Origin of the sequence: Zoogloea sp. (assembly GCF_041904905.1) — a bacterium.
Classification (GTDB): domain Bacteria; phylum Pseudomonadota; class Gammaproteobacteria; order Burkholderiales; family Rhodocyclaceae; genus Zoogloea.
In genome coordinates, this window is record NZ_JAYRMI010000062.1 from 1 (window position 1) to 24,955 (window position 24,955).

20 protein-coding genes are annotated in these 24,955 nt (G+C 68.7%); 16 read left to right on the forward strand and 4 right to left on the reverse strand.

Translation table 11 applies throughout. From position 1 onward, the window contains the following. On the reverse strand, nucleotides 1-1,474 hold a 1,474-nt coding region (locus tag ACE3N6_RS15045; protein ID WP_374246596.1), incomplete at its 3' end, for a YhdP family protein. 151 nt (nucleotides 1,475-1,625) lie between these two features. Here ACE3N6_RS15045 and glnE point away from each other — a divergent pair. From glnE to ACE3N6_RS15090, 9 genes are all read left to right on the forward strand, one after another. Continuing rightward, nucleotides 1,626-4,331 carry a bifunctional [glutamate--ammonia ligase]-adenylyl-L-tyrosine phosphorylase/[glutamate--ammonia-ligase] adenylyltransferase gene (glnE, locus tag ACE3N6_RS15050; protein WP_374246597.1) on the forward strand — a complete coding sequence of 902 codons (2,706 nt, stop codon included), beginning with the start codon at nucleotides 1,626-1,628 and terminating at the stop codon, nucleotides 4,329-4,331. Between the two features lie 236 nt (nucleotides 4,332-4,567). Further along, nucleotides 4,568-6,355 (forward strand): DEAD/DEAH box helicase, encoded by a 1,788-nt coding sequence (locus ACE3N6_RS15055; RefSeq protein WP_374246598.1) that lies wholly within the window; start codon nucleotides 4,568-4,570, stop codon nucleotides 6,353-6,355. Nucleotides 6,356-6,490: 135 nt separating this feature from the next. Beyond that, a complete protein-coding gene (gene ftsH, locus ACE3N6_RS15060) occupies nucleotides 6,491-8,308 on the forward strand; it encodes an ATP-dependent zinc metalloprotease FtsH (protein ID WP_374246599.1) in 1,818 nt (605 codons plus the stop codon). A 28-nt stretch (nucleotides 8,309-8,336) separates the two neighbouring features. After that, nucleotides 8,337-9,320 carry an META domain-containing protein gene (locus tag ACE3N6_RS15065; protein ID WP_374246600.1) on the forward strand — a complete coding sequence of 328 codons (984 nt, stop codon included), beginning with the start codon at nucleotides 8,337-8,339 and terminating at the stop codon, nucleotides 9,318-9,320. 108 nt (nucleotides 9,321-9,428) lie between these two features. Next, the gene (locus tag ACE3N6_RS15070; RefSeq protein WP_374246601.1) at nucleotides 9,429-10,322 is read left to right on the forward strand and encodes a glutamate/aspartate ABC transporter substrate-binding protein; all 894 of its coding nucleotides are present in this window, start codon (nucleotides 9,429-9,431) and stop codon (nucleotides 10,320-10,322) included. Between the two features lie 213 nt (nucleotides 10,323-10,535). After that, nucleotides 10,536-11,276 (forward strand): amino acid ABC transporter permease, encoded by a 741-nt coding sequence (locus ACE3N6_RS15075; RefSeq protein ID WP_374246602.1) that lies wholly within the window; start codon nucleotides 10,536-10,538, stop codon nucleotides 11,274-11,276. Nucleotides 11,277-11,303: 27 nt separating this feature from the next. Further along, nucleotides 11,304-11,987, forward strand: a complete 684-nt coding sequence (gene gltK / locus ACE3N6_RS15080) for a glutamate/aspartate ABC transporter permease GltK (protein ID WP_374246603.1) — start codon at nucleotides 11,304-11,306, stop codon at nucleotides 11,985-11,987. 12 nt (nucleotides 11,988-11,999) lie between these two features. Beyond that, a complete protein-coding gene (locus ACE3N6_RS15085; protein WP_374246604.1) occupies nucleotides 12,000-12,728 on the forward strand; it encodes an amino acid ABC transporter ATP-binding protein in 729 nt (242 codons plus the stop codon). A gap of 415 nt (nucleotides 12,729-13,143) precedes the next feature. Continuing rightward, the gene (locus ACE3N6_RS15090; RefSeq protein WP_374246605.1) at nucleotides 13,144-14,049 is read left to right on the forward strand and encodes an asparaginase; all 906 of its coding nucleotides are present in this window, start codon (nucleotides 13,144-13,146) and stop codon (nucleotides 14,047-14,049) included. A gap of 1 nt (nucleotide 14,050) precedes the next feature. On the opposite strand, the gene ACE3N6_RS15095 is transcribed toward ACE3N6_RS15090, so the two are convergent. Further along, the gene (locus ACE3N6_RS15095; RefSeq protein WP_374246606.1) at nucleotides 14,051-15,844 is read right to left on the reverse strand and encodes a monovalent cation:proton antiporter-2 (CPA2) family protein; all 1,794 of its coding nucleotides are present in this window, start codon (nucleotides 15,842-15,844) and stop codon (nucleotides 14,051-14,053) included. A gap of 320 nt (nucleotides 15,845-16,164) precedes the next feature. Here ACE3N6_RS15095 and ACE3N6_RS15100 point away from each other — a divergent pair, with 320 nt between their 5' ends. After that, on the forward strand, nucleotides 16,165-17,328 hold the full coding sequence (locus tag ACE3N6_RS15100; protein ID WP_374246607.1) for a PEP-CTERM sorting domain-containing protein: 1,164 nt from the start codon (nucleotides 16,165-16,167) through the stop codon (nucleotides 17,326-17,328). An 18-nt stretch (nucleotides 17,329-17,346) separates the two neighbouring features. On the opposite strand, the gene cysB is transcribed toward ACE3N6_RS15100, so the two are convergent. Then, nucleotides 17,347-18,288 carry an HTH-type transcriptional regulator CysB gene (gene cysB / locus ACE3N6_RS15105; protein WP_374246608.1) on the reverse strand — a complete coding sequence of 314 codons (942 nt, stop codon included), beginning with the start codon at nucleotides 18,286-18,288 and terminating at the stop codon, nucleotides 17,347-17,349. 123 nt (nucleotides 18,289-18,411) lie between these two features. Between cysB and ACE3N6_RS15110 the strand changes: the two genes are divergently transcribed. The 6 genes from ACE3N6_RS15110 to cysN are packed head-to-tail and all read left to right on the forward strand — an operon-like array spanning nucleotide 18,412 to nucleotide 24,456. Further along, nucleotides 18,412-19,191 carry a sulfite exporter TauE/SafE family protein gene (locus ACE3N6_RS15110; protein ID WP_374246609.1) on the forward strand — a complete coding sequence of 260 codons (780 nt, stop codon included), beginning with the start codon at nucleotides 18,412-18,414 and terminating at the stop codon, nucleotides 19,189-19,191. Nucleotides 19,192-19,232: 41 nt separating this feature from the next. Beyond that, nucleotides 19,233-20,915, forward strand: a complete 1,683-nt coding sequence (locus ACE3N6_RS15115; protein ID WP_374246610.1) for a nitrite/sulfite reductase — start codon at nucleotides 19,233-19,235, stop codon at nucleotides 20,913-20,915. Further along, nucleotides 20,908-21,432: a DUF934 domain-containing protein gene (locus ACE3N6_RS15120; protein WP_374246611.1), complete on the forward strand. Its 525-nt coding sequence runs from the start codon at nucleotides 20,908-20,910 to the stop codon at nucleotides 21,430-21,432. The genes ACE3N6_RS15115 and ACE3N6_RS15120 overlap by 8 nt, the downstream gene beginning before the upstream one ends. 13 nt (nucleotides 21,433-21,445) lie before the next feature. Further along, entirely contained in the window at nucleotides 21,446-22,171 is a 726-nt protein-coding gene (locus ACE3N6_RS15125; protein ID WP_374246612.1) for a phosphoadenylyl-sulfate reductase, read from the forward strand. A gap of 33 nt (nucleotides 22,172-22,204) precedes the next feature. Next, nucleotides 22,205-23,140: a sulfate adenylyltransferase subunit CysD gene (gene cysD, locus ACE3N6_RS15130; protein WP_374246613.1), complete on the forward strand. Its 936-nt coding sequence runs from the start codon at nucleotides 22,205-22,207 to the stop codon at nucleotides 23,138-23,140. Nucleotides 23,141-23,172: 32 nt separating this feature from the next. Next, nucleotides 23,173-24,456, forward strand: coding sequence for a sulfate adenylyltransferase subunit CysN (gene cysN, locus ACE3N6_RS15135; protein WP_374246614.1), 1,284 nt, complete (start codon nucleotides 23,173-23,175; stop codon nucleotides 24,454-24,456). A gap of 323 nt (nucleotides 24,457-24,779) precedes the next feature. Here the strand turns inward: cysN and ACE3N6_RS15140 are convergent. Continuing rightward, nucleotides 24,780-24,955, reverse strand: a 176-nt coding sequence (locus ACE3N6_RS15140) for a transposase domain-containing protein (protein ID WP_374246615.1), incomplete at its 5' end; no start/stop codon positions are given.

Sequence of the window (24,955 nt, forward strand, 5' to 3'; positions counted from 1 at the left end):
TGGCGCTGGCGAGGCTCACCTCCAGCCGCCCATCCGGGTGGCTCCAGCTGCCTTCGGCCGAGATTTCGGCCAGCGCGAGCCTGGGCTGGGGAAAGATCTGCGGCAGTTCGAGGGCGGCGTCGCGGCCGGTGAGGTTGAAGCGCCCGCCCCGCTCGTTGCCATCCACCCGCCCCGACAGGCCGGAGAAGCCCGGCCACGCCCCCACCGGCTCGATCCCGAGGCCGGCGAAGCGGGCATCCACCGAATAGCTGAGGAGCCGGCCGGCGTCGTTGCTCCACTTGAGGTTGACCGGCGCCACGCTGCCCTGGGGGGCCAGCTCCGCCAGCCGGGCGCGGAAGGCCGGGTCGAAGGGCAGGCGGCCGGCCAGCCGGGACAGCACGCCCAGATCCAGCCGGTTGGCCACGAACTCGCCGCGGGCCGGCGTGGCCCCGCTCTTGGCGCGCAGGGCGAGGAAGAAATCGGTGGGCGCGAGGCTCAGGCCGTCGGCGGTCTCCAGGCTGAGCTGGCGGCCGCTGGCCTCGGTGAGCCCGCCCTCGTCGTGAAAGCGCAGCCGCCCGGACGCCCGCACCAGGGGGATCGGCTCGAGATCCTTGGCCAGCTGGGCGCGGGCGTTGCTGAGGGCAAAGTCGGCGGTCACCCCGGTGACGCGGCCGGCACCGAACTCGAACCACACCCGCAAGCCGCCGGCCCCATCCACCGGCAGGGGGTAATCCACCCACGGCCGCCAGGCGCCCAGGTCGGCGTAATCGAGCCCGGCGTAGAGTTCGCCGCGCCAGTCTTCGGGCCGGGCCGGGTCGCTGCCGCGCAGGTCGCCCCGCAGATCGAGGGCCGCGGCCAGGCGCGACGGCGGATGGGCGGTGAGCCCGAAGCGGTGGTGGCTGCCGCTGTTGTCGAGGCGGAACTCGAGCTTGTCGAGCACCAGCGGGTCGGCCCCCCGCAGGGCGTCGTGCCAGGTCAGGCGGGCGTTGCGGATCTGGATGCGGCGTTGGTCGAACAGCCACTGGGCGAAGTCGCCCTCCCCGCCGTCGGCCTGCACCGCCAGCCCGGCCACGAAGAGGCGGCCGTCGGCATCGCGGCGGATCGCCAGATCGGGGGAGTCGATCTCCAGCCGGTTCAGGCGCAGGCGCATCAGCAGCAGCGACATCCAGGCCGGCTCGGCCTCCACCCGGTCGAGGGTCAGGGCCGGCAGGCCGGCGGCGTCCTTGACGGTGAGCCCGCCGATCCGGAAGGTGGGGTGCAGCCCGCGCCACTCGGCGCTAAGGCTGGCGATCTCCACCGGCCGCCCCAGCGAGCGGGACAGCAGCCCGGCGACCTCCGCCCGATAGGCCGGCACGTTGGGCAGCACCCCGTGGCGCACCCCCAGAAAGACCAGCCCGCCCACGAAATACGCCACCAGCGCCAGCACCGCCAGCCGGTGGGCGCACAGGCGCGGCAGGTGAAGCAGGGCCGCCAGGGAAGAGCGCCGTTCAGTCACGCGGAGAGAAGCTGCGGGGCACGGGGGGAATCGACAGGGAGGCGCCGCCGCGCACCGACGCATCCGGCATCAGGCTTGACGAAAATCAGTCCGGCAGACATAACTCGGGGGGAACATAGACAATCGCCCATTCTACCAATCGGCCCACGCCATGTCCGAACAGCCCATCGATACCGCCCCCAGCCTGCCCAAACCGATCCAGGACGCCCTCGCCTGCTCGCGCTTCCTGCGCCGCCAGCTGGACAGCCGCAGCTGGCTGGCCCCCCGCCTCGTGGCGAGCCATGAGCGCCCCCTCGACGCCGCCGCGCTGCGGGATTTCCTGCGCGACGAGAAGGTGGACGACAACACCCTCAAGCCCGTGCTGCGCCGGCTGCGGGCCTGGGTGATCTGCCACGTGCTGGTGCGCGACATCGCCCGCCTGGCCGACCTCACCGAGGTCACCGAGACGATGACGCTGCTGGCCGACATCGCCGTCGAGACCGCCCACGACATCCTGCGCGAGCAGCTCATCGCCCGCCACGGCGTGCCCCTGTCGGCCGACGGCCGCGAGCAGGAGTTCATCATCATCGGCATGGGCAAGCTCGGCGGGCGCGAACTCAACGTCTCGTCGGACATCGACCTGATCTACGTCTATCCCGAAGACGGCAGCACCGCCGGCCCCAAGGTCATCGACAACTTCGAGTTCTTCACCAAGCTCGGCCGCGGCATCATCCAGGCGCTCAACGACCTCACCGGCGACGGTCAGGTGTTCCGCGTCGACATGCGCCTGCGCCCCAACGGCGACTCCGGCCCGCTGGTGGCGAGCTTCGACATGCTCGAGAACTACTTCATCACCCAGGGCCGCGAGTGGGAGCGCTACGCCTGGATCAAGGCCCGCGTGATGACCGGCATCCGCGGCGCCGAACTCAACGCCATCGCCCGCCCCTTCATCTTCCGCAAGTACCTGGATTTCGGCGCCATCAACGCCATGCGCGACCTCCATGCCCAGATCCGCCGCGAAGTGGCGCGCAAGGACATGGCCAACAACGTCAAGCTGGGCCCCGGCGGCATCCGCGAGATCGAGTTCCTGGCCCAGGTGTTCCAGCTGATCCGCGGCGGGCGCGACGCTGCCCTCCAGATCAAACCCACCCTCAAGGTGCTGACCCAGCTCGCCGAGCGCGGCATCGTCACCCACGAAGCCCAGCGCGAACTCGCTGCCGCCTACGACTTCCTGCGGCGGGTCGAGCACCGCCTGCAATACCTGGACGACGCCCAGACCCACAACCTGCCCACCAACCCCGACGACCAGGCCATCGTCGCCCGGGCGATGGGCTTTGCCTCCTACGACGCCCTGCTCACCGAACTGGACGACCACCGCGAAGCCGTCGGCCGCCACTTCAACGGCGTCTTCGGCAACCCCACCGAGGCCGGCCACGACCTCGACACCCTGTGGGCCAGCGCCTGCGACGAAGCCCGCGGCACCGAAGAGTTCCAGCGCCTTGGCTACCCCGACCCGGCCTCCGCCGCCCGCCGCCTGTCCACCCTGCGCAGCGGCAACCGCTACCAGCAGATGCCCCCGTCCATCAAGCAGCGCTTCGACCCCCTGATCCCGCGGGTCATCGAAGCCGCCGCCGAAACCGCCCAGCCCAACGCCACCTTCGAGCGCCTGCTCGACCTGCTCGACGCCATCAGCCGCCGGGGCGCCTACCTGGCGCTGCTCCAGCAGTATCCGCAAACCGTGCACAAGATCGCCGAGCTGGTCGGCGCGTCGGCCTGGGCCGCCCAGTTCCTCAACCGGCACCCGATCCTCCTCGACGAAGCCATCGACCCGCGGATGCTCGAAGAAGAACTCGACCTGCCCGCCTTCCGCACCGACCTTGCCCGCCAGCTCGACGAGCTGGAGCCCGACATGGAACGCCAGATGGACCTGATGCGCGAGCAGCACCACGCCCAGGTCTTCCGCCTGCTCACCAAGGACATCGCCGGCAAGCTCACCGTCGAGCGCCACGCCGACTTCCTCTCGGCGCTGGCCGACATCATGGTCGACCTCGCCGTCACCTGCTCCTGGCGCAAGATCAAGAACCGCCACCGGGACGAACCGCTCTTCGCGGTGCTCGCCTACGGCAAGCTGGGCGGCAAGGAACTCGGCTACGCGTCCGACCTCGACATGGTGTTCGTCCACGACGACGACGCCCCCGAAGCCGCCGAGATCTACACCCGCCTGGGCCAGCGCACCAACACCTGGCTATCCACCCAGACCCCCGCCGGCCAGCTCTTCGAGACCGACCTGCGCCTGCGCCCCAACGGCGATTCGGGCCTGATGGTGGTGTCGCTGGACGCCTTCCGCCAGTACCAGCTCGAGAACGCCTGGGTGTGGGAGCACCAGGCCCTCACCCGCGCCCGCTTCTGCGCCGGCGACCCCGCCATCGGCCGCAAGTTCGAGGCCATCCGCATCGAGGTGCTGCGCCAGCCGCGCGACCTCGCCAAGCTGCGCGACGAGGTGATGGCCATGCGCCAGCGCATGTTCGACGGCCACCCCAACAAGACCGAGCTGTTCGACCTCAAGCACGACCGGGGCGGGCTGGTGGACGTGGAGTTCATCGTGCAATACCTGGTGCTCGGCCACGCCCACGCCCACCCCAGCCTCACCGGCAACCTGGGCAACATCGCGCTGCTCGGGATGGCCGCCGAACTGGGGCTGATCCCCGCCGACCAGGCCGCCGTCGCCGCCGACAGCTACCGGGAGTACCGCCGCCTGCAGCACGGCCTGCGCCTCAACAACCAGCCCTCGCGGCTCGACCCCGCGCTCGTCGCCCCCATGGCCGCCGGCGTGCGCGCCCTCTGGAACCGGGTATTCGACGACACCCTGCCGACCTGAGCGGCATCGGCGCGGTGGGGAGGTCACACTTCACGCCGCGCCCCCAATCTGCAAAAAAAGTCAACACAAGCCGCGCCAAAGCCGTACAATCCGCCGACCGTACGCCAACCAATCAGCGTACCGGCATTCCAATACTCGTTTCGCCCGATCCAACCGATCGCGAACACTCGTTGCGCCCGCCCCGATTGGTGCCGCTCCTCCCGAGCGGTCAGGCCGTCGCAGGAGCACACAATCCAATGACCCAACCCCAGCCCGCCGCGCAAGCGGCAGGGGCCGTCGGCTTTGCCGATCTGGCCCTCAGCGCGCCCATCCAGCAGGCCATCGCCGAAACCGGCTACACCACCCCCACCCCGATCCAGGCCCAGGCGATCCCCCTCGTGCTCGCCGGCGGCGACCTGATGGCCGCCGCCCAGACCGGCACCGGCAAGACCGCCGGCTTCACGCTGCCGATCCTGCACCTGCTCTCCGAGGCCCACGCCCACAACCAGAAGGCCGGCCGCCCGCGCTGCCTGATCCTCACCCCCACCCGCGAGCTTGCCGCCCAGGTCGAGGAATCGGTGCAGACCTACGGCAAGCACCTGCCCCTCACCTCGATGGTGATGTTCGGCGGCGTCGCCATCAACCCGCAGATCGCCCGCCTCAAGAAGCGCATCGACATCCTCGTCGCCACCCCCGGCCGCCTGCTCGACCACCAGACCCAGGGCACCATCGACCTCTCCGGCGTCGAGATCCTGGTGCTGGACGAAGCCGACCGCATGCTCGACATGGGCTTCATCCGCGACATCAAGAAGATCCTCGCCCTGCTGCCCAAGAAGCGCCAGAACCTGCTGTTCTCGGCCACCTTCTCCGACGAGATCAAAGCCCTCGCCGACGGCCTGCTGCACAACCCCGGCTACGTCGAGGTCGCCCGCCGCAACACCGCCTCCGAACTCGTCCAGCAGTCGGTGCACCTGTGCCCGCAGAAGCAGAAGCGCGAGCTGCTGGCCTTCCTCATCAAGAAGCACCAGTGGTTCCAGGTGCTGGTGTTCACCCGCACCAAGCACGGCGCCAACAAGCTGGCCGAATACCTGGGCAAGCACGACATCCCGTCCGCCGCCATCCACGGCAACAAGAGCCAGTCGGCCCGCACCCGCGCGCTGGCCGACTTTAAGGACGCCAAGCTGCAGGTGCTGGTCGCCACCGACATCGCCGCCCGCGGCCTCGACATCGACCAGCTGCCCCAGGTCGTCAACTTCGAGCTGCCCAACGTGCCCGAAGATTACGTCCACCGCATCGGCCGCACCGGCCGCGCGGGCTCCACCGGCGCCGCCGTGTCGCTGGTGGACCGGGACGAGCTGCCGCTCCTGAAGGACATCGAGCGCCTCATCAAGCGCCTCATCGACAAGGTCGAAGTGCCCGATTTCGTGCCCTCCGCCGCACCCGCCGAATCCGACGAGCGGCCGCCCCGCGAGCCCCAGGGCCCGCGCCAGGGTCAGGGCAAGCGCGGCGGCAACCGCGGCGACCGCCAGGGCCAGCCCCAGCAGGGCCAGGGCGCCAAGCAGGGCGACAGCCCACGTCAGGGTCAGGGCCAAAGCCAGGGCAAACCCAAGAGCCAAGGGCAAGGGCAGAGCCAGGGGCGCAGCCAGAAGCAGGCCGACGGCCAACCTCGCCAGGGCAGCAAGCCCCAGGGCCAGCACGCCAAACCGGCGCAGGGTCAGGGCCAGAACCGTGGCAACCAGCAGGGCCCGCGCCCGGCCCGCAAGGGCGACGGCCAGCCGATGGACGACGATTTCGGCAACCGCGTCGACTACCAGCCCCGCGCCCGCAACAACTACCGCGACCCGGAGGCCCACGGCGGCCATCGCCACGGCAACGGCTTTGGCAACAAGGGTAACGGCGGCAACCCCAACCGCGGCACCCCCGCCGCGCTGGACGAAGCCCGTCGCCCGGCGGTCACCCTCACCGGCCGCAAGCCCGGCGAGGTCAAGCCCCCGGCACTGTTCACCAGCCCCCGCGGTGGCGGCAACGGCGGCAACAACCGCTGACCCCCACCGGTCGGCCGCTTGACGAAAGGCACCCTCGCGGTGCCTTTCCGCTTTTTCGGCCGCCGTCGCCGGGGGCGCCTTGAACCCCGTCGAAGCGGCCTCATCTAACCCCTACCTGTGTCCTCCGGCCCCGCCATGGAAAAGAAAACCCAGTTCAGCCTGTGGTACTTCGTGTTCGCCCTGTTCGCCGTCTTCACCCTGCACGACCTGTGGGTGCAGGTGCGCACCGTCGAACCCCTGCCCTACAGCGAGTTCCAGCGCCTCGTGAAGGCCGGCGAGGTCACCGAGATCAGCATCGCCGACAACACCATCCAGGGCAGCCTCAAGACCCCGCTCCAGGACGGCCGCCAGAAGTTCGTCACCACCCGGGTCGACCCGGCGCTGGCCAAGGATCTCGCCCAGTACGACGTGAAGTTCACCGGCGTGGTCGAGAACACCCTGCTCCGCGACCTGATCGGCTGGGTGCTGCCGGCGGTGATCTTCGTCGGCATCTGGATCTTCGCGATGAAGAAGTTCGCCGGCAAGCAGGGCATGGGCGGCGGCTTCATGAACCTGGGCAAGAGCAAGGCCAAGGTCTATGTCGAAGCCAACACCGGCGTCACCTTCGACGACGTGGCCGGCGTGGATGAGGCCAAGGACGAGCTGAAGGAGGTCGTCGGCTTCCTGAAAGATCCGAAATCCTACGGGCGCCTTGGCGGCCGCGTGCCCAAGGGCGTGCTGCTGGTCGGACCGCCGGGCACCGGCAAGACCCTGCTCGCCAAGGCCGTGGCCGGCGAGGCCGGGGTGCCCTTCTTCTCGATCTCCGGCTCCGAGTTCGTCGAGATGTTCGTCGGGGTGGGCGCCGCCCGCGTGCGCGACCTCTTCGAGCAGGCCCGCGCCAAGGCCCCGGCCATCATCTTCATCGACGAACTCGACGCCATGGGCCGCGCCCGCGGCGCCTTCGCGATGGGCGGCCACGACGAGAAGGAGCAGACCCTCAACCAGCTGCTGGTCGAACTCGACGGCTTCGATTCGTCCTCCGGCCTCGTGCTGCTGGCCGCCACCAACCGCCCCGAGGTGCTCGACCCGGCCCTGCTGCGCGCCGGCCGCTTCGACCGCCAGGTGCTGGTGGATCGCCCCGACAAGAAAGGCCGCATCGCCATCCTCGCGGTGCACATGAAGAAGATCACCCTCGCCCCGGACGTGGACGCCGAAAAGGTGGCCGCCCTCACCCCGGGCTTCTCCGGCGCCGACCTCGCCAACCTGTGCAACGAGGCCGCGCTGGTGGCCACCCGGCGCAACGGCAGCGGCGTGACGGTGGAAGACTTCACCGTGGCCGTCGAGCGCATCGTCGCCGGCCTCGAGAAGAAGAACCGCGTGCTCAACGAACACGAGCGCACCGTCGTCGCCTACCACGAGATGGGCCACGCCCTGGTGGCGATGGGCCTGCCCGGCACCGACCCGGTGCACAAGATCAGCATCATCCCGCGGGGCGTGGGCGCCCTGGGCTACACCATCCAGCGCCCCACCGAAGACCGCTTCCTGATGACCCGCGCCGAACTCGAAAACAAGATGGCCGTGCTGCTGGGCGGCCGCGCGGCGGAGCACATCGTCTTCGGCGAAGTCTCCACCGGCGCAGCGGACGACCTCCAGAAGGTCACCGGCATCGCCCGCTCCATCGTGATGCGCTTCGGCATGGACACCAAGCTCGGCAACGTGGCCTACGACACCGAGAAGAGCAACTTCCTCGGCCAGAACGCCAGCCCGCCCCAGGAGCGCAGCTACTCCGAGGAGACCGCCCGCGAGATCGACTGCGCGGTGCGCGAGATCGTCGCCCGGGCCTTCGAGCGCAGCGTCGCCATCCTCACCGCGCGCAAGGTCATCCTCGAAGAAACCGCCCGCGACCTGCTCGCCCGCGAGACCCTCGACGAGGCCGACCTCAAGGCGATCCACGCGCGGGTGACAGCCGCCTAATCGGGGCTTTGCCGCCACCGGAGCCCCCATGCGTCCCACCGCCCTCGCCGCCCTCCTCGCCCTCTTCGCCGCCGGCGCCCCCGCAACGGCGGCGCCCGGCACCTGGGAGGGGGCGCTGCCCTGCGCCGACTGCGCCGCCCCCCGCCACCGGCTGCAGCTCTTGGCGGGCGGCAGCTACATCCTCGACCTCACCGATCGCCAGCCCCGCGGCGGGCCCGACCGCCTGCTGCGCGAAACCGGCAGCTGGCAGACACGCCCCGACGGGCAGATCGAACTCATCGGCGGCCCCGAGCACCGACGCTTTGCCCAGCTGCCCGACGGCCGCCTGCGCCCCCTCGACCGCCACGGCAAGCCCATCGCCTCCCGGCTGTACCGCCCCCTCACCCCCAGCCCGCAGCCGGACACCCTGCAGACCGGCATCGTCGTCCACCTCGCCGACGCCGGCCTGTTCACCCGTTGCGGCGACGGCCGCCGGCTGCCGGTGGCCCAGGCCGGCGCCAGCCTCGCCCTCGAACAGGCCTACCTCGCCCACCGGGAACAGGCCGGCGCGCCGCTGGCGGTCAGCCTCGTCGGCCACCTGGAAACCCTGCCCGGCCCCGACGGCGGCAGCGCCGAGATGCTGGTCGTGGATCGCGTCGACCGGCCCCTGCCCGGCCAGGGCTGCCCCGGCGCCCCCCAGCTATCGACGATGCGCTGGTCCCTCGAAAGCCTGCCCGGCAGCGAGGCCGCCATCCCCAGCGGCCCTCGCACCCCGTGGCTCCAGTTCGACCCCACCCAGCGCCGGCTGCTCGGCGCAACCGGCTGCAACCGCCTGAGCGGCGAGTACCGCAGCTGGGGCGCCGCCGGCCTGAGCCTGCTGTCCCTCGCCACCACCCGCATGGCCTGCCCCGCGTCGGACGTGGAATCCGCCTTCCTGCACGCCCTCTCCCGCGCCACCCACCGCATCCAGGCCGGCAACCGGCTCGACCTGCTCGCCGACGGCGTTCCGGTGGCCCGCTTCGTCGCCCGCTGAGCCCCCCGGCGCACCGCAATTGACGCCCACAATGGCCACCGGCTGGGGCTACAATCGTCGCGAAGGAGCCCGTCGCCCCCCCTGATCCCGCCCCCGGAGGAACCGCCCATGTCCCGTCTCTCGCAACTCGCCCTTGTCGCCACGGCCGTCCTGCTCGCCCAACCGGCACTGGCCCAGGAATCGCCGACCCTCAAGAAGATCAAGGAAACCGGCACCATCGCCCTGGGCCACCGGGAATCCTCGATTCCCTTCTCCTACTACGACGACAAGCAGCAGGTGGTGGGCTACAGCCAGGAGCTGATGCTGAAGGTGGTAGACGCGGTGAAGGCCGAACTCAAGCTCACCGGCCTGCAGACCAAGCTCACCCCGGTCACCTCCCAGAACCGCATCCCGCTCATCCAGAACGGCACCGTCGATCTCGAATGCGGCTCCACCACCCACAACACCGAGCGGGCCCGCCAGGTCAGCTTCTCCAACACCATCTTCATCATCGGCACCCGCCTGATGACCAAGAAGGATTCCGGCGTGAAGGACTTCCCCGACCTCGCCGGCAAGAACGTGGTGACCACCGCCGGCACCACCTCCGAGCGCCTCATCCGCAAGATGAACGAGGAGAAGAAGCTCGGCATGAACATCATCTCCGCCAAGGATCACGGCGAAGCCTTCCTCACCCTCGAGACCGGCCGCGCCGTCGCCTTCATGATGGACGACGCCCTGCTCTACGGCGAACTGGCCAAGGCCAAGAAGCCCGGCGACTGGGCCGTGGTCGGCACGCCCCAGAGCTTCGAGGCCTACGGCTGCATGATGCGCAAGGACGATCCGGGCTTCAAGAAGGTGGTCGATGGCGCGCTGGCCAAGGCCATGACCTCCGGCGAGGCCGAAGCCATCTACAAGAAGTGGTTCACCCAGCCCATCCCGCCCAAGGGCCTGAACCTCAACTTCCCGCTCTCCGACGCCATGCAGAAGCTCTACAAGGCGCCCAACGACAAGCCGTTCGAGTGAAGGGAAACGGGCAGGGGGTAGTGGGTAGTGGGTAATGGGAAGTAGGGAGTGGGAGGAGCCCCTTTCCCGGGCTCCCGGCTCCCACGCCCCACCTTCCACGCCCCATTTCCCACGCATTGATTGGGGGAGCAGGAAGCAGGGAGCTGCTAGCTCCGCCCCCTGCAGCCCCTCCCGCCCACTCCCCATTACCCACCTCCTACTTCCCACCAAGCCATGAGCTACAACTGGAACTGGAGCATCTTCACAAGCCCGGTGCCCACCGGCGAGACCACCTACATGGGGTGGATGCTCACCGGGTTGCAGACCACCGTGGCCCTGTCCCTCTCGGCGTGGGTGATCGCGCTCTTGCTGGGCAGCCTGATGGGGGTGCTGCGCACCGTGCCCCACAAGGGCCTGTCCCGCCTTGCCGGCGCCTATGTCGAGGTGTTCCGCAACATCCCGCTGCTGGTGCAGCTCTTCATCTGGTACTTCGTGCTGCCCGAGCTGCTGCCCTTCGGGCTGGGCGACGCCTTCAAACAGAAGCTAAGTCCCCTCACCCAGCAGTTCATCGCGGCGATGGTGTGCCTGGCCTTCTTCACCAGCGCCCGGGTGTGCGAACAGGTGCGCTCGGGCATCGAAGCGCTGCCCCGCGGCCAGAAGAACGCCGGCCTCGCCCTGGGCTTCACCCTCGGCCAGACCTACCGCCACGTGCTCCTGCCGATGGCCTTCCGGCTCATCGTGCCGCCCCTCACCTCCGAGTTCCTCAACATCTTCAAGAACTCCGCGGTGTGCTCCACCATCGGCCTGCTCGAACTGGCCGCCCAGGGCCGCCAGCTGGTGGATTACACCGCCCAGCCCTACGAATCCTTCATCGCCGTCACCCTGCTCTACCTGCTCATCAACGTCACGGTGATGAGCCTGATGCGGGTGGTCGAGGCGAAGACCCGGGTGCCCGGCTACATCGGTGGCAAATGAGCGGCGGCAAATGAGGACGCACACGCGATGAACTACGAATTCGACTGGTCTTCCATCCCCGGCGCCCTGCCCTTCCTGTGGGAGGGCATGAAGGTGTCGCTGGAGATCACCGTCACCGCGGTGATCGTGGGCATCCTGTGGGGCACCCTGCTGGCGCTGATGCGCCTGGGCACCATCAAGCCGCTGGCGTGGTTCGCCGCGGGTTACGTCAACCTGTTCCGGGCGATCCCGCTGGTGATGGTGCTGCTGTGGTTCTTCCTGATCGTGCCGCAGCTGCTCAAGGGCGTCTTCAACCTCGACCCCGCCACCGACGTGCGGCTCACTTCGGCGATGGTCGGCTTCGCGCTGTTCGAATCCGCCTACTACGCCGAAATCATCCGCGCCGGCATCCAGAGCGTACCCAAGGGCCAGGTGGCGGCCGCCTCCGCGCTGGGCATGACCTACGCCCAGGCGATGCGCCTGGTGGTGCTGCCCCAGGCCTTCCGCAACATGGTGCCGCTGCTGCTCACCCAGGCCATCGTGCTGTTCCAGGACACCTCGCTGGTATATGTGTCGGCGCTGGCCGACTTCTTCGGTGCCGCCTATAAAGTGGGCGACCGGGACGGGCGGCTGGTGGAGCTGCTGCTCTTTGCCGGGGCGGTGTATTTCGTGCTGTGCTTCTCCCTGTCGCAAGTGGTGCGGCGGCTGCAGAAGCGGATGGCGACGGTTTAGGACTCAATCCAGATGATCTCGATCGACAAGGTTTCCAAGCACTACGGCAGCTTCCAGGTGCTCACCGACTGCAGCACCCGGGTTGCCAAGGGCGAGGTGGTGGTGGTGTGCGGGCCCTCCGGCTCGGGCAAATCCACCCTCATCAAGTGCGTCAATGGCCTCGAACCGTTCCAGTCCGGGGTGATTACCGTGGACGGCATCTCGGTGGGCGACCCGAAAACCAACCTGCCCCGGCTGCGCAGCCGGGTGGGCATGGTGTTCCAGCACTTCGAGCTGTTCCCCCACATGAGCATCGTCGAGAACCTCACCATCGCCCAGGAGAAGGTGCTTGGCCGGAGCAAGGACGAAGCCCGCGCCAAGGGCCTGGGGCTGCTCGACCGGGTCGGCCTCAAGGCCCACGCCGACAAGTTCCCCGGCCAGCTCTCGGGCGGCCAGCAGCAGCGCGTGGCGATCGCCCGGGCCCTCTCGATGGACCCGATCTGCATGCTCTTCGACGAGCCCACCTCGGCGCTGGACCCGGAGATGATCAACGAGGTGCTCGACGTGATGGTCGAACTCGCCCAGGAGGGCATGACCATGATGTGCGTCACCCACGAGATGGGCTTTGCCCGCAAGGTGGCCAACCGGGTGATCTTCATGGACCGCGGCCGCATCGTCGAGGACGACACCAAGGACGCCTTCTTCGCCAACCCGCGCTCCGAGCGCGCCCAGCAGTTCCTGGCCAAGATCCTGCAGCACTGAGGCCGAAGCGACACCCCCGGGTAGCCCCGCCGGCCGCCAGGCGAGCAGCCCGGCGCCCCTGCGGAGCAGCCCGCCGCTCGCCGCGAGCGCCTTCCCGGTGCAGGGTTGAACCGCAGCGGTGCAAGGCCGGAGTTCAACGGTGCGCCGGAGGAGTTCGGCGCGCCTCCAGAGCAGTTCCAAGCTCCTCCCGAGCAGCTCAAAGCTCCTCCAGAGCAGCTCAAAGCTCCTCTCGAGCAGCGCCAAGCTCGTCCCGAGGAGCACGGAACTCGTCCCGAGGAGCGCTGAACGCCGGTCGAGCACCATCGCGGTGGATCCCCGCACCCCAGGCATGCTCGCCCGGGCCTGCGAGGTGCAGCGCCGGAGCCTCGCGCCTCACACACAACCCGCCCCATCCACGCCCACCCGCTCCACGACCATGATCCATCTCATCGCCACCGGCGGCACCATCGCCGGCGAAGCCGATCCGGAATCCGGCGGCGCCCGCTATCGCGCCGGGGTCCGCCCCGTCGGCGCCCTGCTCGACGCCGTGCCGGGCCTCGCCCCGTTTGCCCTGTCGGCCGAGCAGGTGCTGGCCCTCGACAGCAAGGACATGACGCCGGAGGACTGGCTCACCGTCCTCGCCGCCGTGCGCCGCGCCCTGGCCAACCCCGCCGTCGACGGCACGGTGATCCTCCACGGCACCGACACCCTGGAAGAGACGGCCTACTTCCTGCAGCTCACCCTGCCCGCCGGCAAGCCGGTGGTGCTCACCGGCGCCATGCGCCCGGCCGACCACCCCCAGGCCGACGGCCCGGCCAACCTGCTCGCCGCGGTGCGCCTCGCCGCCAGCCCGGAAGCCCACGGCAAGGGCGTGCTGGCGGTGATGAACGCCACCGCCCACGCCGCCCGCCATCTGGTGAAAGCCCGCACCACCGGGCTGGACGCCTTCGAATCGGCCGTCGACTGGGCCACCGCCCGACCCGACGGCCGCTTTGCCGACCTGACCGCGAACACCCTGCCGCGGGTGGACATCCTGCCCGGCTACGCGGGCGCCCCCGCCGGGCTGATCGACGCCAGCGTGGCAGCCGGCGCCCGCGGCCTGGTGCTGGCCCTCGCCGGCCACGGCAGCGTGCCCGCCGCGTGGCGGCCGGCGCTGCACCGGGCGCGGGACGCGGGGGTCGCCATCCTGCGGGCCAGCCGCTGCGCCGGGCCGGTGATCCGCAACGCCAACGCCGACGACGACGGCGAAGGCTGGCTTACCGCCGGCAGCCTGCCGCCGCCCAAGGCCCGCATCGCGCTGATGCTGGCCCTCGCCTGCGGCCGCCCCTTCGAGGCGGATTGACTCAGGCGCCGGCCACCTTGGCCGGGCGTTCCTTCTTGGCAAAGGCCTCGCGGGCCTCCTCGAGGATCTGGGCCAGCTCCTCCCGCGCCTCGCGGGACGACTGGATCAGCTTGCCCTCGTCGTGGTCGATGGCCTGCTGACGGGCCAGCACCTCGGCGTCGTGGCGGGCGAAGCGGGTCACCATCTGATCCACCAGCGCCGGCGGCTCATGGAGCAGCTCCAGCGTCCAGCGGGCCATCTCCAGGCTGGACGGCAGCGCCTCGCGGATCTGCCGCTCGATGCCCATGTCCATCAGCCGGCTGGCGTGGAAGCGGTTGCGCGCCCGGGCCACGATCTGCACGTGGGGGAAGTGCTTCTTCACCAGCTCGGCGGTGCGCAGCGAAGCCTCCACGTCGTCGATGGCCAGCACGAAGACCTTCGCCTCCCCCAGCTGGGCCGCGTGGAGCAGATCCAGATGCGCCGCGTCGCCGTAGAACACCTTGAAGCCGAACTTGCGCACCGTCTCCACCTGGCCGGCGTCGGCGTCCAGCGCCGTGAAGCGGATGCCCCGCGCCAGCAGCAGCCGGCCGACCACCTGCCCCACCCGGCCAAAGCCCGCGATCACCACGTCGCTCGCCTCCGAGGGCATCTCGTCGAAGGCCTTGGGCGGCTGCCGGCCCGCCTCGCGCCGGGCCAGCCAGTCGCCGAACATCAGCAAGAGCGGCGACACCGCCATCGACAGCGCCACCACCAGCGTCAGCTTGTCGGCCTGCACCTCGCCCAGCACCTTGAACGACTGGGCCGCATCGAACAGCACGAAGGCAAACTCGCCGCCCTGGGCCAGCGCCAGCGCCAGCATCCGCGCCCCCAGCTTGGGCCCGCCCACCAGCCGGCGCAGGCCGTAGAGCACCGCGATCTTGATGAGCACCAGCCCGGCGGTGAGCCCCGCGATCTGCCACGGGAACCTGACCAGCAGGGTGAGGTTGGTGGACATCCCCACCGCCATGAAGAACAAGCCCAGCAGCAGCCCCTGGAAGGGCGCGATGGACGCCTCCAGCTCGTGGCGGAACTCCGAGTCGGCCAGCAGCACCCCCGCCACGAAGGCCCCCAGCGACATGGACAGCCCCCCCGCCTGCATCAGCAGCGCCAGCCCCAGCACGGTGACCAGCGCCGCGGCGGTGAACATCTCGCGGCTATTGACCCGCGCCACATGACGGAACAGCAGGTTGAGGAGCGGCCGCCCCACCGCCGCCGCCGCCACCAGCAGGCCCAGGCCCACCGCCGGGTGGGTGAGCGCGGTGGGCTTGCCGGTGCCGAAGAGGGGAATCAGCGCCAGCAGCGGAATCACCGACAGGTCCTGGAACAGCAGGATCGCGAAGGCCTCGCGCCCGTAACGGGTGGATAGCTCGCGCCGCTCCGCCAGCGTGGGCAGCACGAAGGCGGTGGACGACAGGGCCAGGATGATCCCCACCAGCGCCGCCGCCGACAGGGACAGGCCCAGATACCAGCCCGCCCCGGCCAGCGCCGCCGCCACCCCGAAGAGCTGCAGCGCCCCCAGCCCGAACACCGACTGGCGCAAGGCCCACAGGCGCGACGGCTTGAGCTCCAGCCCGATCACGAAGAGCAGCAGCACCACGCCCAGCTCGGCGGTGTGGAGCAGGTTGTCCGGATCGCGGACGAGCTTCACCCCGTAGGGGCCGATCAGCATGCCCACCGCCAGATAGCCCAGCACCGTGCCCAGCCCGGCCCGCTTGAACAAAGGCACGAACAGCACGGAGGCCAGCAGCAGCGCGGCAAAGGTGGTCAGGGATTGCATGGCGGGCGAGACGGAAGACGGCGGGGAGAGCCGAAGTCTCTCACAAAGCGCCGGGGCAATTCGAAATGGAAGGATCCGGAAACAAAAGGGCCGCGGCCCGCCAACTCCGTCACGGGATCGCCCCCTCGCGCCCCGCCGGGCCTGTCGCCCGGCTTTACACCGGGGCTTCTCGCCCCTACGCCGGAGGAATCCAGAAACACCAAAAACAAAACAAACACGGCCACTTACCCGAACTTTTACAAAATGGCACGGCTTGTGCGTCAACTTTTGTGTCTTGCCCGATTTTTCGCGAATTCCCAGCAAGCATCCCGGAGGAAAAAATGAAAATCAGCAAAAACAAGACCCTGACAGCCGCTGCAATCGTTTCGGCATTTCTGTCACCCCTGGCGGACGCCACGCCCCTCGCCGTGTACGCCGGCCCCGCCATCGACAAAAGCTCGCCCGCCTGCGCCACCTTCGGCGACATGGTCAGCTGCTCGGCGCCCATGCTCAACTACCTCGCCGGCTTCGCCCAGAGCGCCGACACCGCCAGCGGCGGCTACGTGCTGACCACCCCGCAGGGCGTGCTCAAGGAGGCGGTGGTCATCCAGGCGGGCGGCACGGCGGCCCTCGACAACGGCGACACCGCCCCCGCCAATCCCCCCACCGCGAACGGCAGCCAGGTGGAGAACGGCTTCAAGACCAACCGGGGCGGCGACAACTTCCTCGCCACCGGGCGCGCCACCGGCACGACGATGGAGGCCGGCAACATGGGCGACCCGGCGAACAACCAGCTCCCCACCGGCGCCGACGGCATCGGCACCTGGGACGTGAGCACCGTCTGGCTGCGGGACGCGCTGAGTGCCGGCGGCATCCGCCGCGAGCTGATGCTGGGCTTCGACTACAACCAGCCCCAGAGCGCCACCAGCTCGATGGACTACTGGGGGCTCGTCAGCGTGCGCGACACCGACGGCGCCCTGGCCGACATCCACTTCGAGGTCGGGCGCAACACCGGCCTCTCCTACGCCGCCTTCACCAGCACCAAGCAGTTCTACGACGCGCCGGCCTCGACCGACTTCGCGACGGTGTTCGGCACCATCTGCATCTACGAGCACGTCACCCAGGCCAACCCGGGCGGCAGCTGCCCGGCCGCCAGCGGCTCGACCGGCCCGCTGATCGAGACCATCGACAACGCCCTGGGCACCGCCAACGCCGAGTTCCTGGCCTTCCTGCCCGAACTCAACGCCAACCTGGACGGCTACATCGCCGCCGGCTACGACACCCTCTCGGTGCGCCTGCTGTTCGGCTGCTTCGGCGGCACCGCCAAGGGCAACGGGGCGGGCTACCTGAGCGACGCCGGCCAGACCGCCAACTGCGACAGCGGCGGCTTCGGGGACGTGTTCATCGTCGCCGGCGCCGCGATGTACGAAACGCCGGAACCCTCCGCCCTCAGCCTGGCCGCCCTGGGCCTGCTGGGCGCGGCGATCCGCCGCCGGCAACGCTGACCGGCCGGGCGGCGGCGATCACAACCCCGGGTCCTCGCCGCCGCCCGCCAGCGCCACATCCACCGCGTGCCGGGTGAGGTGGGGCGCAAACAGCTCGATGAAGGCGTACACGTAACCCCGCAGCCACGCGTTGCGACGCACCCCGATGCGGGTCGTGCTCGACTCGAAGAGGTGGGCCGCGTCGAGCATCCCCAGCTCCTTGTCCGCCAGCGGGTCGTAGGCCATCCTGGCCAGGATGCCGACCCCCAGCCCCATGCCCACGTAAGTCTTGATGATGTCCGAGTCGATGGCGGTGAGCACCACGTTGGGCTTCAGCCCGCGCCCGACGAAGGCCTTGTTGATCTGGTTGCGCCCGGTGAAGGCAAAATCGTAGGTGATGACCGGGTACCGGGCGATGGCCTCCAGGGTGAGCGGCTGGGCGCTCAGAATGGGGTGGCGCACCGGCGCGATCACGCAGCGGTTCCACTGGTAGCAGGGCAGCATCACCAGCTCGTGCTCCTCGGCGATGGCCTCGGTGGCGATGGCGATGTCCGCCTCGCCCGACAGCACGTATTCGCACACCTGACGCGGGTTGCCCTGGTGCAGCGACAGGCGCACGTTGGGGTAGCGGCTCATGAAGGCCCGGATCACCGGCGGCAGCGCGTAGCGGGCCTGGGTGTGGGTGGTGGCGATCGACAGGCTGCCGCTCGCCTCGTTGCTGAACTCCGCCCCCACCTGACGCAGGTTCTCCACGTCCAGCAGCATCCGCTCGGCAATCGCCAGCACCTGCCGCCCCGGCTCGGTGACCGCCACCAGGCGCTTGCCGTGGCGCACGAAGATCTCGATGCCCAGCTCGTCCTCCAGCTGACGGATCTGCTTCGACACCCCGGGCTGGGACGTAAACAGCGCCTCGGCCGCCTCCGACACGTTGAGCCGATGGCGGACCACCTCGAAAACGTAACGTAGCTGCTGGATGTTCATGCCGGCTTTCCGGCCGACGATGCCGGCCTATATAACTTTTTGTTCTTATAGTTTAACCCACACCGCCTTCTACACTCTAACCTCAGCCTTTACGATGCGCTGCACAAGAAATTGGACCTCACCATGGATATCGCTTACACCGTTGCAGGTTTCTCCGTCGGCGCCATCGTCGGCCTTACCGGGGTCGGCGGCGGCTCGCTGATGACGCCTCTGCTGGTGCTGCTGTTCGGCGTGCCGGCCTCGGTGGCGGTGGGCACCGACCTGCTCTACGCCGCCATCACCAAGGCCGGCGGCACCCTCGCCCACGGGCTCAAGGGCACGGTGGACTGGACGGTGACCCGGCGCCTGGCCTCCGGCAGCATTCCGGCCGCCGCGCTCACCCTGCTGGTGGTGGGCCACTTCTTCCCCGGCGGCATCGGCGGCGCGATCGGGCTCATCAAGTTCTCGCTGGGCATCGCCCTGCTGCTCACCGCCGTCGCCATCGTCTTCCGCAAGCAGATCCAGGCCTTCGCCCTCAGGCACTCGGAGGGGCGCGAGAACCCGCGGCGCACCGCCATCCTCACCGTAGTCACCGGCGCCGTGCTGGGCGTGCTGGTGTCGATCTCGTCGGTGGGCGCCGGCGCCCTGGGGGTGAGCGCGCTGTTCTTCCTGTATCCTCGCCTCCCCACGCTGCGCATCGTCGGCAGCGACATCGCCCACGCCGTGCCGCTCACCCTCGTCGCCGGCATTGGCCACTGGTTTCTCGGCAGCGTGGACTGGGCCCTGCTCGGCAGCCTGCTGATCGGCTCCCTGCCCGGCATCTGGCTGGGGAGCCATGTTTCCACCCGGGTGCCCGACCGGGTGCTGCGTCCGATTCTGGCAACCATGCTGGTGTTGGTGGGCAGCAAGTTGATCGCGGCCTGACCAGGCCTGCGCGCCCCGACAACCAGGACACAACTCAAATCATGTATCGCTACGACCCCTACGACCAGAAGATCGTCGACGAACGCGTCGCCCAGTTCCGCGACCAGACCCAACGCTACCTGGCCGGCGAACTCACCGACGACGAGTTCCGCCCCCTGCGCCTGCAGAACGGCCTGTACATCCAGCGCAACGCCCCGATGCTGCGGGTGGCCGTGCCCTACGGCCTGCTCTCCTCCACCCAGGTGCGCAAGCTGGCCCACATCGCGCGCACCCACGACAAGGGCTACGCCCACGTCACCACGCGCCAGAACTTCCAGTTCAACTGGCCCGAACTGAAGGTGGTGCCCGAGATCCTGGCCGAGCTGGCCACCGTCGAGATGCACGCCATCCAGACATCCGGCGCCTGCATCCGCAACGTCACCTCCGACCCCTTCGCGGGCGTGGCCGGCGACGAGTACATCGACCCCCGCCCGTGGTGCGAACTCATCCGCCAGTGGAGCACCTTCCACCCCGAGTTCGCCTTCCTGCCGCGCAAGTTCAAGATCGCCGTGAATGGCGCCCACGAAGACCGGGCCGTCATCCAGTGCCACGACATCGGCCTCGAACTCAAGCGCGATGCGGCCGGCGAGATCGGCTTCCGGGTGCTGGTGGGCGGCGGCATGGGCCGCACCCCGATCATCGGCGAGGAGATCGCCGATTTCGTGCCGTGGCAGCACATCGTCACCTACTGCGAGGCCATCCTGCGGGTCTATAACCGATACGGCCGGCGGGACAATTTGTACAAAGCCCGTATCAAGATCCTGGTGAAGGCCCTGGGCATCGCCGAGTTCAAGCGTCAGGTGGAAGAAGAATGGGCCTTCGGCAAGAACGGCCCCAGCACCCTCACCGAAGCCGAAGTGGCCCGCGTCGCCGGCCACTTCACCGCCCCGGCCTACGCCCCCCTGCCCGCCGACGACGCCGGCTACGCCGCCCAGCGCAGCGCCAACCCGGCCTTCGCCGCCTGGGCCCGCCGCAACGTGCTGGCCCACAAGGTGCCCGGCTACGCCATCGCGGTGCTCTCGCTGAAGGACCCCCGCCGCGCCCCCGGCGACATCACCGCCGAACAGCTCGACCTGGTGGCCGACTGGGCCGACGCCTTCAGCTTCGGCGAGATCCGCGCCACCCACGAACAGAACCTCGTGCTGGCCGACGTCCGCCAATCCGACCTCTTCGCCCTGTGGGAGAAAGCCCGCGCCGCCGGCCTGGCCACCCCCACCTTCGGCCTCCTGACCGACATCATCTGCTGCCCGGGCGGCGATTTCTGCGCCCTGGCCAACGCCAAGTCCATCCCCATCGCCAACGCCATCCAGGCCCGCTTCGACGACCTCGACCACCTCCACGACATCGGCGACATCGAACTCAACATCTCCGGCTGCATGAACTCCTGCGGCCACCACCACGTCGGCCACATCGGCATCCTCGGCGTCGACAAGAACGGCGAGGAGTGGTATCAGGTCAGCCTCGGCGGCAGCCAGGGCAACGCCACCAGCATCGGCAAGGTCATCGGCCGCTCGTTTGCCGCTGCCGAAATGCCCGATGTGATCGGCAAGATCATCGACGTCTATCTGGCCCAGCGCCAGAACGGCGAGCGCTTCATCGAAACCGTCCGCCGCACTGGCCTCGACCCGTTCAAGCTCGGCGTGTATGGCGAAGCCGCCGTCAAGGAAAGGAAGCACAATGCCTAAGCTCATCAAGAACGGCCAGCTCATCGACGACGCGGCCCAGATCCTCGTGCTGGACGAAACCCAGGCGCCCGAAGCCCTCACCCTGCCCGAAGGCCCGCTCTTCGTGCCGCTCGCCGTGTGGCAGGCCCACAAGGGCCCGCTCTCCAGCCGCGGCAACGTGGGCGTGTGGCTCGACAGCCACGAAGACGTGGACGAGCTGGCCGAAAACCTCGACGGCGTCCAGGCCATCGCCCTCAACTTCCCCAAGTTCACCGACGGCCGCGCCTACTCCGCCGCCGCCCTGCTGCGCAGCCGCTACGGCTTCAAGGGCGAGATCCGCGCCATCGGCGACGTACTGCGCGACCAGTTCTTCTTCATGCAGCGCTGCGGCTTCGACGCCATCCAGCCCAAGGCCGGCAAGTACTCCGACGCCCAGCTCGAAGCGGCCCTGGCCAGCTTGAAGGATTTCTCGGCCCCCTACCAGGCCGCCATCGACCAGCCTGAGCCCCTGTTCCGTCGCGCCCAGCGCGCCGCCTGAACCCGGAGACGCCATGCACCCCAACCAGAACCCCAAGCTCGACGACCCGGCGCTGCTGGCCAGCCTCGACGCCAAGGTCGCCCAGCTCAAGACCGACCTGGCCGCCTGGGCTGCCGAACTGCCCGCCATCACCCTGGCCAACAGCCTCGGCGCCGAGGACATGGTGCTCACCGACGTGATCGCCACCGGCAAGCTCCCCATCGAGATCTTCTCGCTGGACACCGGCCGCCTGCCCCTCGAAACCTACGACCTGATGGCCAAGGTGCAGCAGCACTACGGCCTCAAGCTCAAGTTCTTCTACCCCAACCACGACGCCATCGAGGCCTACACCCGCGAGCACGGCATCAACGCCTTCTACGACAGCGTCGAACTGCGCAAGGCCTGCTGCCACGCTCGCAAGGTCGAGCCGCTGGGCCGCGCCCTGGCCGGCAAACAGGCGTGGATCACCGGCCTGCGCGCCCAGCAATCCACCACCCGCACCGACCTGCCCAAGCGCGAGTTCGACGCCGGCAACGGCCTCGTCAAGTTCAACCCGCTGGCCGACTGGACCGAAAAGGAAGTCTGGGCCTACATCCGGCTGAACAAGGTTCCGTACAACCTGCTCCACGACAAGTTCTACCCGAGCATCGGCTGTGCGCCGTGCACCCGCCCGGTTTCGATTGGCGAAGACGTGCGCGCCGGGCGCTGGTGGTGGGAGAATCCGGAATCCAAGGAATGCGGCCTGCACGTCAAGAAGTGACGCGCACCGAAGAACCCTCAAACGAGTAAAGCAATGTCGACGCTCACCAAACAAACCCTGAGCCACCTGGACTGGCTCGAATCCGAAGCCATCCACATCATGCGCGAGGTGGCCGGCCAGTGCAGCAACCCCGTGCTGCTGTTCTCCGGCGGCAAGGACTCCATCTGCATGCTGCGGATCGCCGAAAAGGCCTTCCGGCCGGGCAAGTTCCCCTTCCCGCTGATGCACATCGACACCGGCCACAACTACCGTGAAGTGGTCGCGTTCCGCGACAAGCGCGCCGCCGAGCTGGGCGAGCGCCTGATCGTGCGCTCGGTCGAAGACTCCATGAAGCGCGGCACGGTCGTCCTCAAGCACGAGAACGAATCCCGCAACAAGCACCAGTCGGTCACCCTGCTCGAGGCCATCGAGGAATTCGGCTTCGACGCCTGCATCGGCGGCGCCCGTCGCGACGAAGAAAAGGCCCGCGCCAAGGAGCGGATCATGAGCTTCCGCGACGAGTTCGGCCAATGGGACCCGAAGAACCAGCGGCCCGAACTCTGGAACCTCTACAACGCCCGCAGCCACAAGGGCGAGAACATCCGCGCCTTCCCCATCTCCAACTGGACCGAGATGGACGTATGGCAGTACATCGAGCGCGAACAGCTCGAGTTGCCGTCGATCTACTTCGCCCACACCCGCCCGGTGGTGATGCGCCAGGGCGCCATCGTCCCGGTCAATGTGCCGCTGATGAGCGGCGAGCTGACCAACCTGCCCAAGGCCGGCGAAGAGATCATCGACCTCCAGGTGCGCTTCCGCACCGTGGGCGACATCTCCTGCACCGCGCCGGTCGAATCCGACGCCGACACCGTCGAGAAGATCGTCATCGAAACCGCCACCACCACGATCACCGAGCGCGGCGCCACCCGCCTCGACGACCAGACTTCCGACGCCTCCATGGAGCAGCGCAAGAAGGAAGGCTACTTCTGATCGCCGCCCCGGAATCCAAGGAAACCCGAATCATGTCCGCACCCGAAAACCTCCCCGACGTCGACAACGGCCTGCTGCGCTTTCTCACCTGCGGCTCCGTCGATGACGGCAAGAGCACCCTGATCGGCCGCCTGCTGTTCGACACCAAGGCCATCCTCGCCGACACCCTCACCGCCATCGAGAAGACCTCCAGCAAGCGCGGCCTCACCGCGGTCGACCTGTCGCTGCTCACCGACGGCCTGCAGGCCGAACGCGAGCAGGGCATCACCATCGACGTCGCCTACCGCTACTTCTCCACCGGCACCCGCAAGTACATCATCGCCGACGCCCCGGGCCACGAGCAGTACACCCGCAACATGGTGACCGCCGCCTCCACCGCCAACGTCGCGATCATCCTGATCGACGCGCGCAAGGGCGTCCTCACCCAGACTCGCCGCCACAGCTACCTGGCCAAGCTGGTGGGCATCCCCCACGTGGTCGTGGCCGTGAACAAGATGGATCTGGTGGACTACGACCAGGCCACCTACGACAAGATCGTCGCCGAATACAAAGCGTTCGCCGACCAGATCGGCCTCACCGACGTCCGCTTCATCCCCCTGTCGGCCCTCGTCGGCGACATGATCGTGGATCGCGGCGAAAGCCTCTCCTGGTACGACGGCCCCACGCTGATCGAAATCCTCGAAGCCGCGCCGGCCGCCCACACCGAGAAGGCCGAGAGCTTCCGCTTCCCGGTGCAGTTCGTGTGCCGCCCGCAAGCCTCCGACAACCCCGAGCTGCACGACTACCGCGGCTTCATGGGGCGCGTCGAATCCGGCGAGATCAAGGTCGGCGACAGCGTCACCGTGCTGCCCAACGGCCTCACCACCAAGGTCAAGGACATCCAGCTCTACGGCCAGTCACTCCCCAAGGCCATCCACGAGCAATCGGTGACCCTGCTGCTGGAAGACGAGATCGACATCTCCCGCGGCGACATGATCGTCAACAGCGACGAAGTGCCGGCCCAGGCCAAGCAGATCGACGCCGTGGTGTGCTGGCTCTCGGAAACGCCCCTGTCTCCGGCCCGCACCTACTGGCTGCGCCACACCACCCGCGAAGTCAAGGCCAAGGTCGCCGCCATCGCCCACCGCGTGGACATCAACACGCTGGCGAAGGACGCCACCGCCACCCTCGCCATGAACGACATCGCGCAACTGAGCCTCAAGCTCGCCCAACCGATCTTCGCCGACAACTACACCGACTCCCGCGCCACCGGTGCCTTCATCCTCATCGATGAATCCACCAACAACACCGTCGGTGCAGGGATGATCGTCGGCTGACCCCGGCCGCCTCTGGCTTCCCCGAAGCCAGCACAACGCCTAAAGTCCAAACCCCCAGGCCACGCCCTCGCGCTCCTGGGGGTTTCTGTTTCCCCCCTCCGCCCGGATCGCCAAAGGCGTCACAGAGGCCGGCTACAAACGTAAGCCCCCGGCAATCGCCTCCTGACCGTGCCTCAGGCTGACTCCCGCCTCCACCGATGCGGCAGTGACTCCCAGGTTCGGCGGGGCGGGGTGAGGATCATGGAAGTGTCCACTTCTGGGGTGTGGTGTGAGGACACTATGTGAGCGTCCGGCCAACTCGTCCTTGACGGGAATCCGCCTGCTCAGATGAGGACGTTTTCAGGCCTCCACCGATGCGGCAACAGCCCCCCTATCCGACTCTGCGGCTGAGTCGGCAGTCGGGTGAGGACATCCTTCAGATACGTGAAGGGCTCATGCCCGTTCAGGCGCGCCGACTGGATCAGGCTCATGATCGCCGCAGCCCGCTTGCCGGCGCGCA

Bases quoted from the DNA above. Each gene is read 5' to 3' on its own strand.
- glnE (WP_374246597.1), top strand. From the start codon at position 1,626: ATGTCCGAACAGCCCATCGATACCGCCCCCAGCCTGCCCAAACCGATC.
- ACE3N6_RS15055 (WP_374246598.1), top strand. From the start codon at position 4,568: ATGACCCAACCCCAGCCCGCCGCGCAAGCGGCAGGGGCCGTCGGCTTT.
- ftsH (WP_374246599.1), top strand. From the start codon at position 6,491: ATGGAAAAGAAAACCCAGTTCAGCCTGTGGTACTTCGTGTTCGCCCTG.
- ACE3N6_RS15065 (WP_374246600.1), top strand. From the start codon at position 8,337: ATGCGTCCCACCGCCCTCGCCGCCCTCCTCGCCCTCTTCGCCGCCGGC.
- ACE3N6_RS15070 (WP_374246601.1), top strand. From the start codon at position 9,429: ATGTCCCGTCTCTCGCAACTCGCCCTTGTCGCCACGGCCGTCCTGCTC.
- ACE3N6_RS15075 (WP_374246602.1), top strand. From the start codon at position 10,536: ATGAGCTACAACTGGAACTGGAGCATCTTCACAAGCCCGGTGCCCACC.
- gltK (WP_374246603.1), top strand. From the start codon at position 11,304: ATGAACTACGAATTCGACTGGTCTTCCATCCCCGGCGCCCTGCCCTTC.
- ACE3N6_RS15085 (WP_374246604.1), top strand. From the start codon at position 12,000: ATGATCTCGATCGACAAGGTTTCCAAGCACTACGGCAGCTTCCAGGTG.
- ACE3N6_RS15090 (WP_374246605.1), top strand. From the start codon at position 13,144: ATGATCCATCTCATCGCCACCGGCGGCACCATCGCCGGCGAAGCCGAT.
- ACE3N6_RS15095 (WP_374246606.1), bottom strand. From the start codon at position 15,844: ATGCAATCCCTGACCACCTTTGCCGCGCTGCTGCTGGCCTCCGTGCTG.
- ACE3N6_RS15100 (WP_374246607.1), top strand. From the start codon at position 16,165: ATGAAAATCAGCAAAAACAAGACCCTGACAGCCGCTGCAATCGTTTCG.
- cysB (WP_374246608.1), bottom strand. From the start codon at position 18,288: ATGAACATCCAGCAGCTACGTTACGTTTTCGAGGTGGTCCGCCATCGG.
- ACE3N6_RS15110 (WP_374246609.1), top strand. From the start codon at position 18,412: ATGGATATCGCTTACACCGTTGCAGGTTTCTCCGTCGGCGCCATCGTC.
- ACE3N6_RS15115 (WP_374246610.1), top strand. From the start codon at position 19,233: ATGTATCGCTACGACCCCTACGACCAGAAGATCGTCGACGAACGCGTC.
- ACE3N6_RS15120 (WP_374246611.1), top strand. From the start codon at position 20,908: ATGCCTAAGCTCATCAAGAACGGCCAGCTCATCGACGACGCGGCCCAG.
- ACE3N6_RS15125 (WP_374246612.1), top strand. From the start codon at position 21,446: ATGCACCCCAACCAGAACCCCAAGCTCGACGACCCGGCGCTGCTGGCC.
- cysD (WP_374246613.1), top strand. From the start codon at position 22,205: ATGTCGACGCTCACCAAACAAACCCTGAGCCACCTGGACTGGCTCGAA.
- cysN (WP_374246614.1), top strand. From the start codon at position 23,173: ATGTCCGCACCCGAAAACCTCCCCGACGTCGACAACGGCCTGCTGCGC.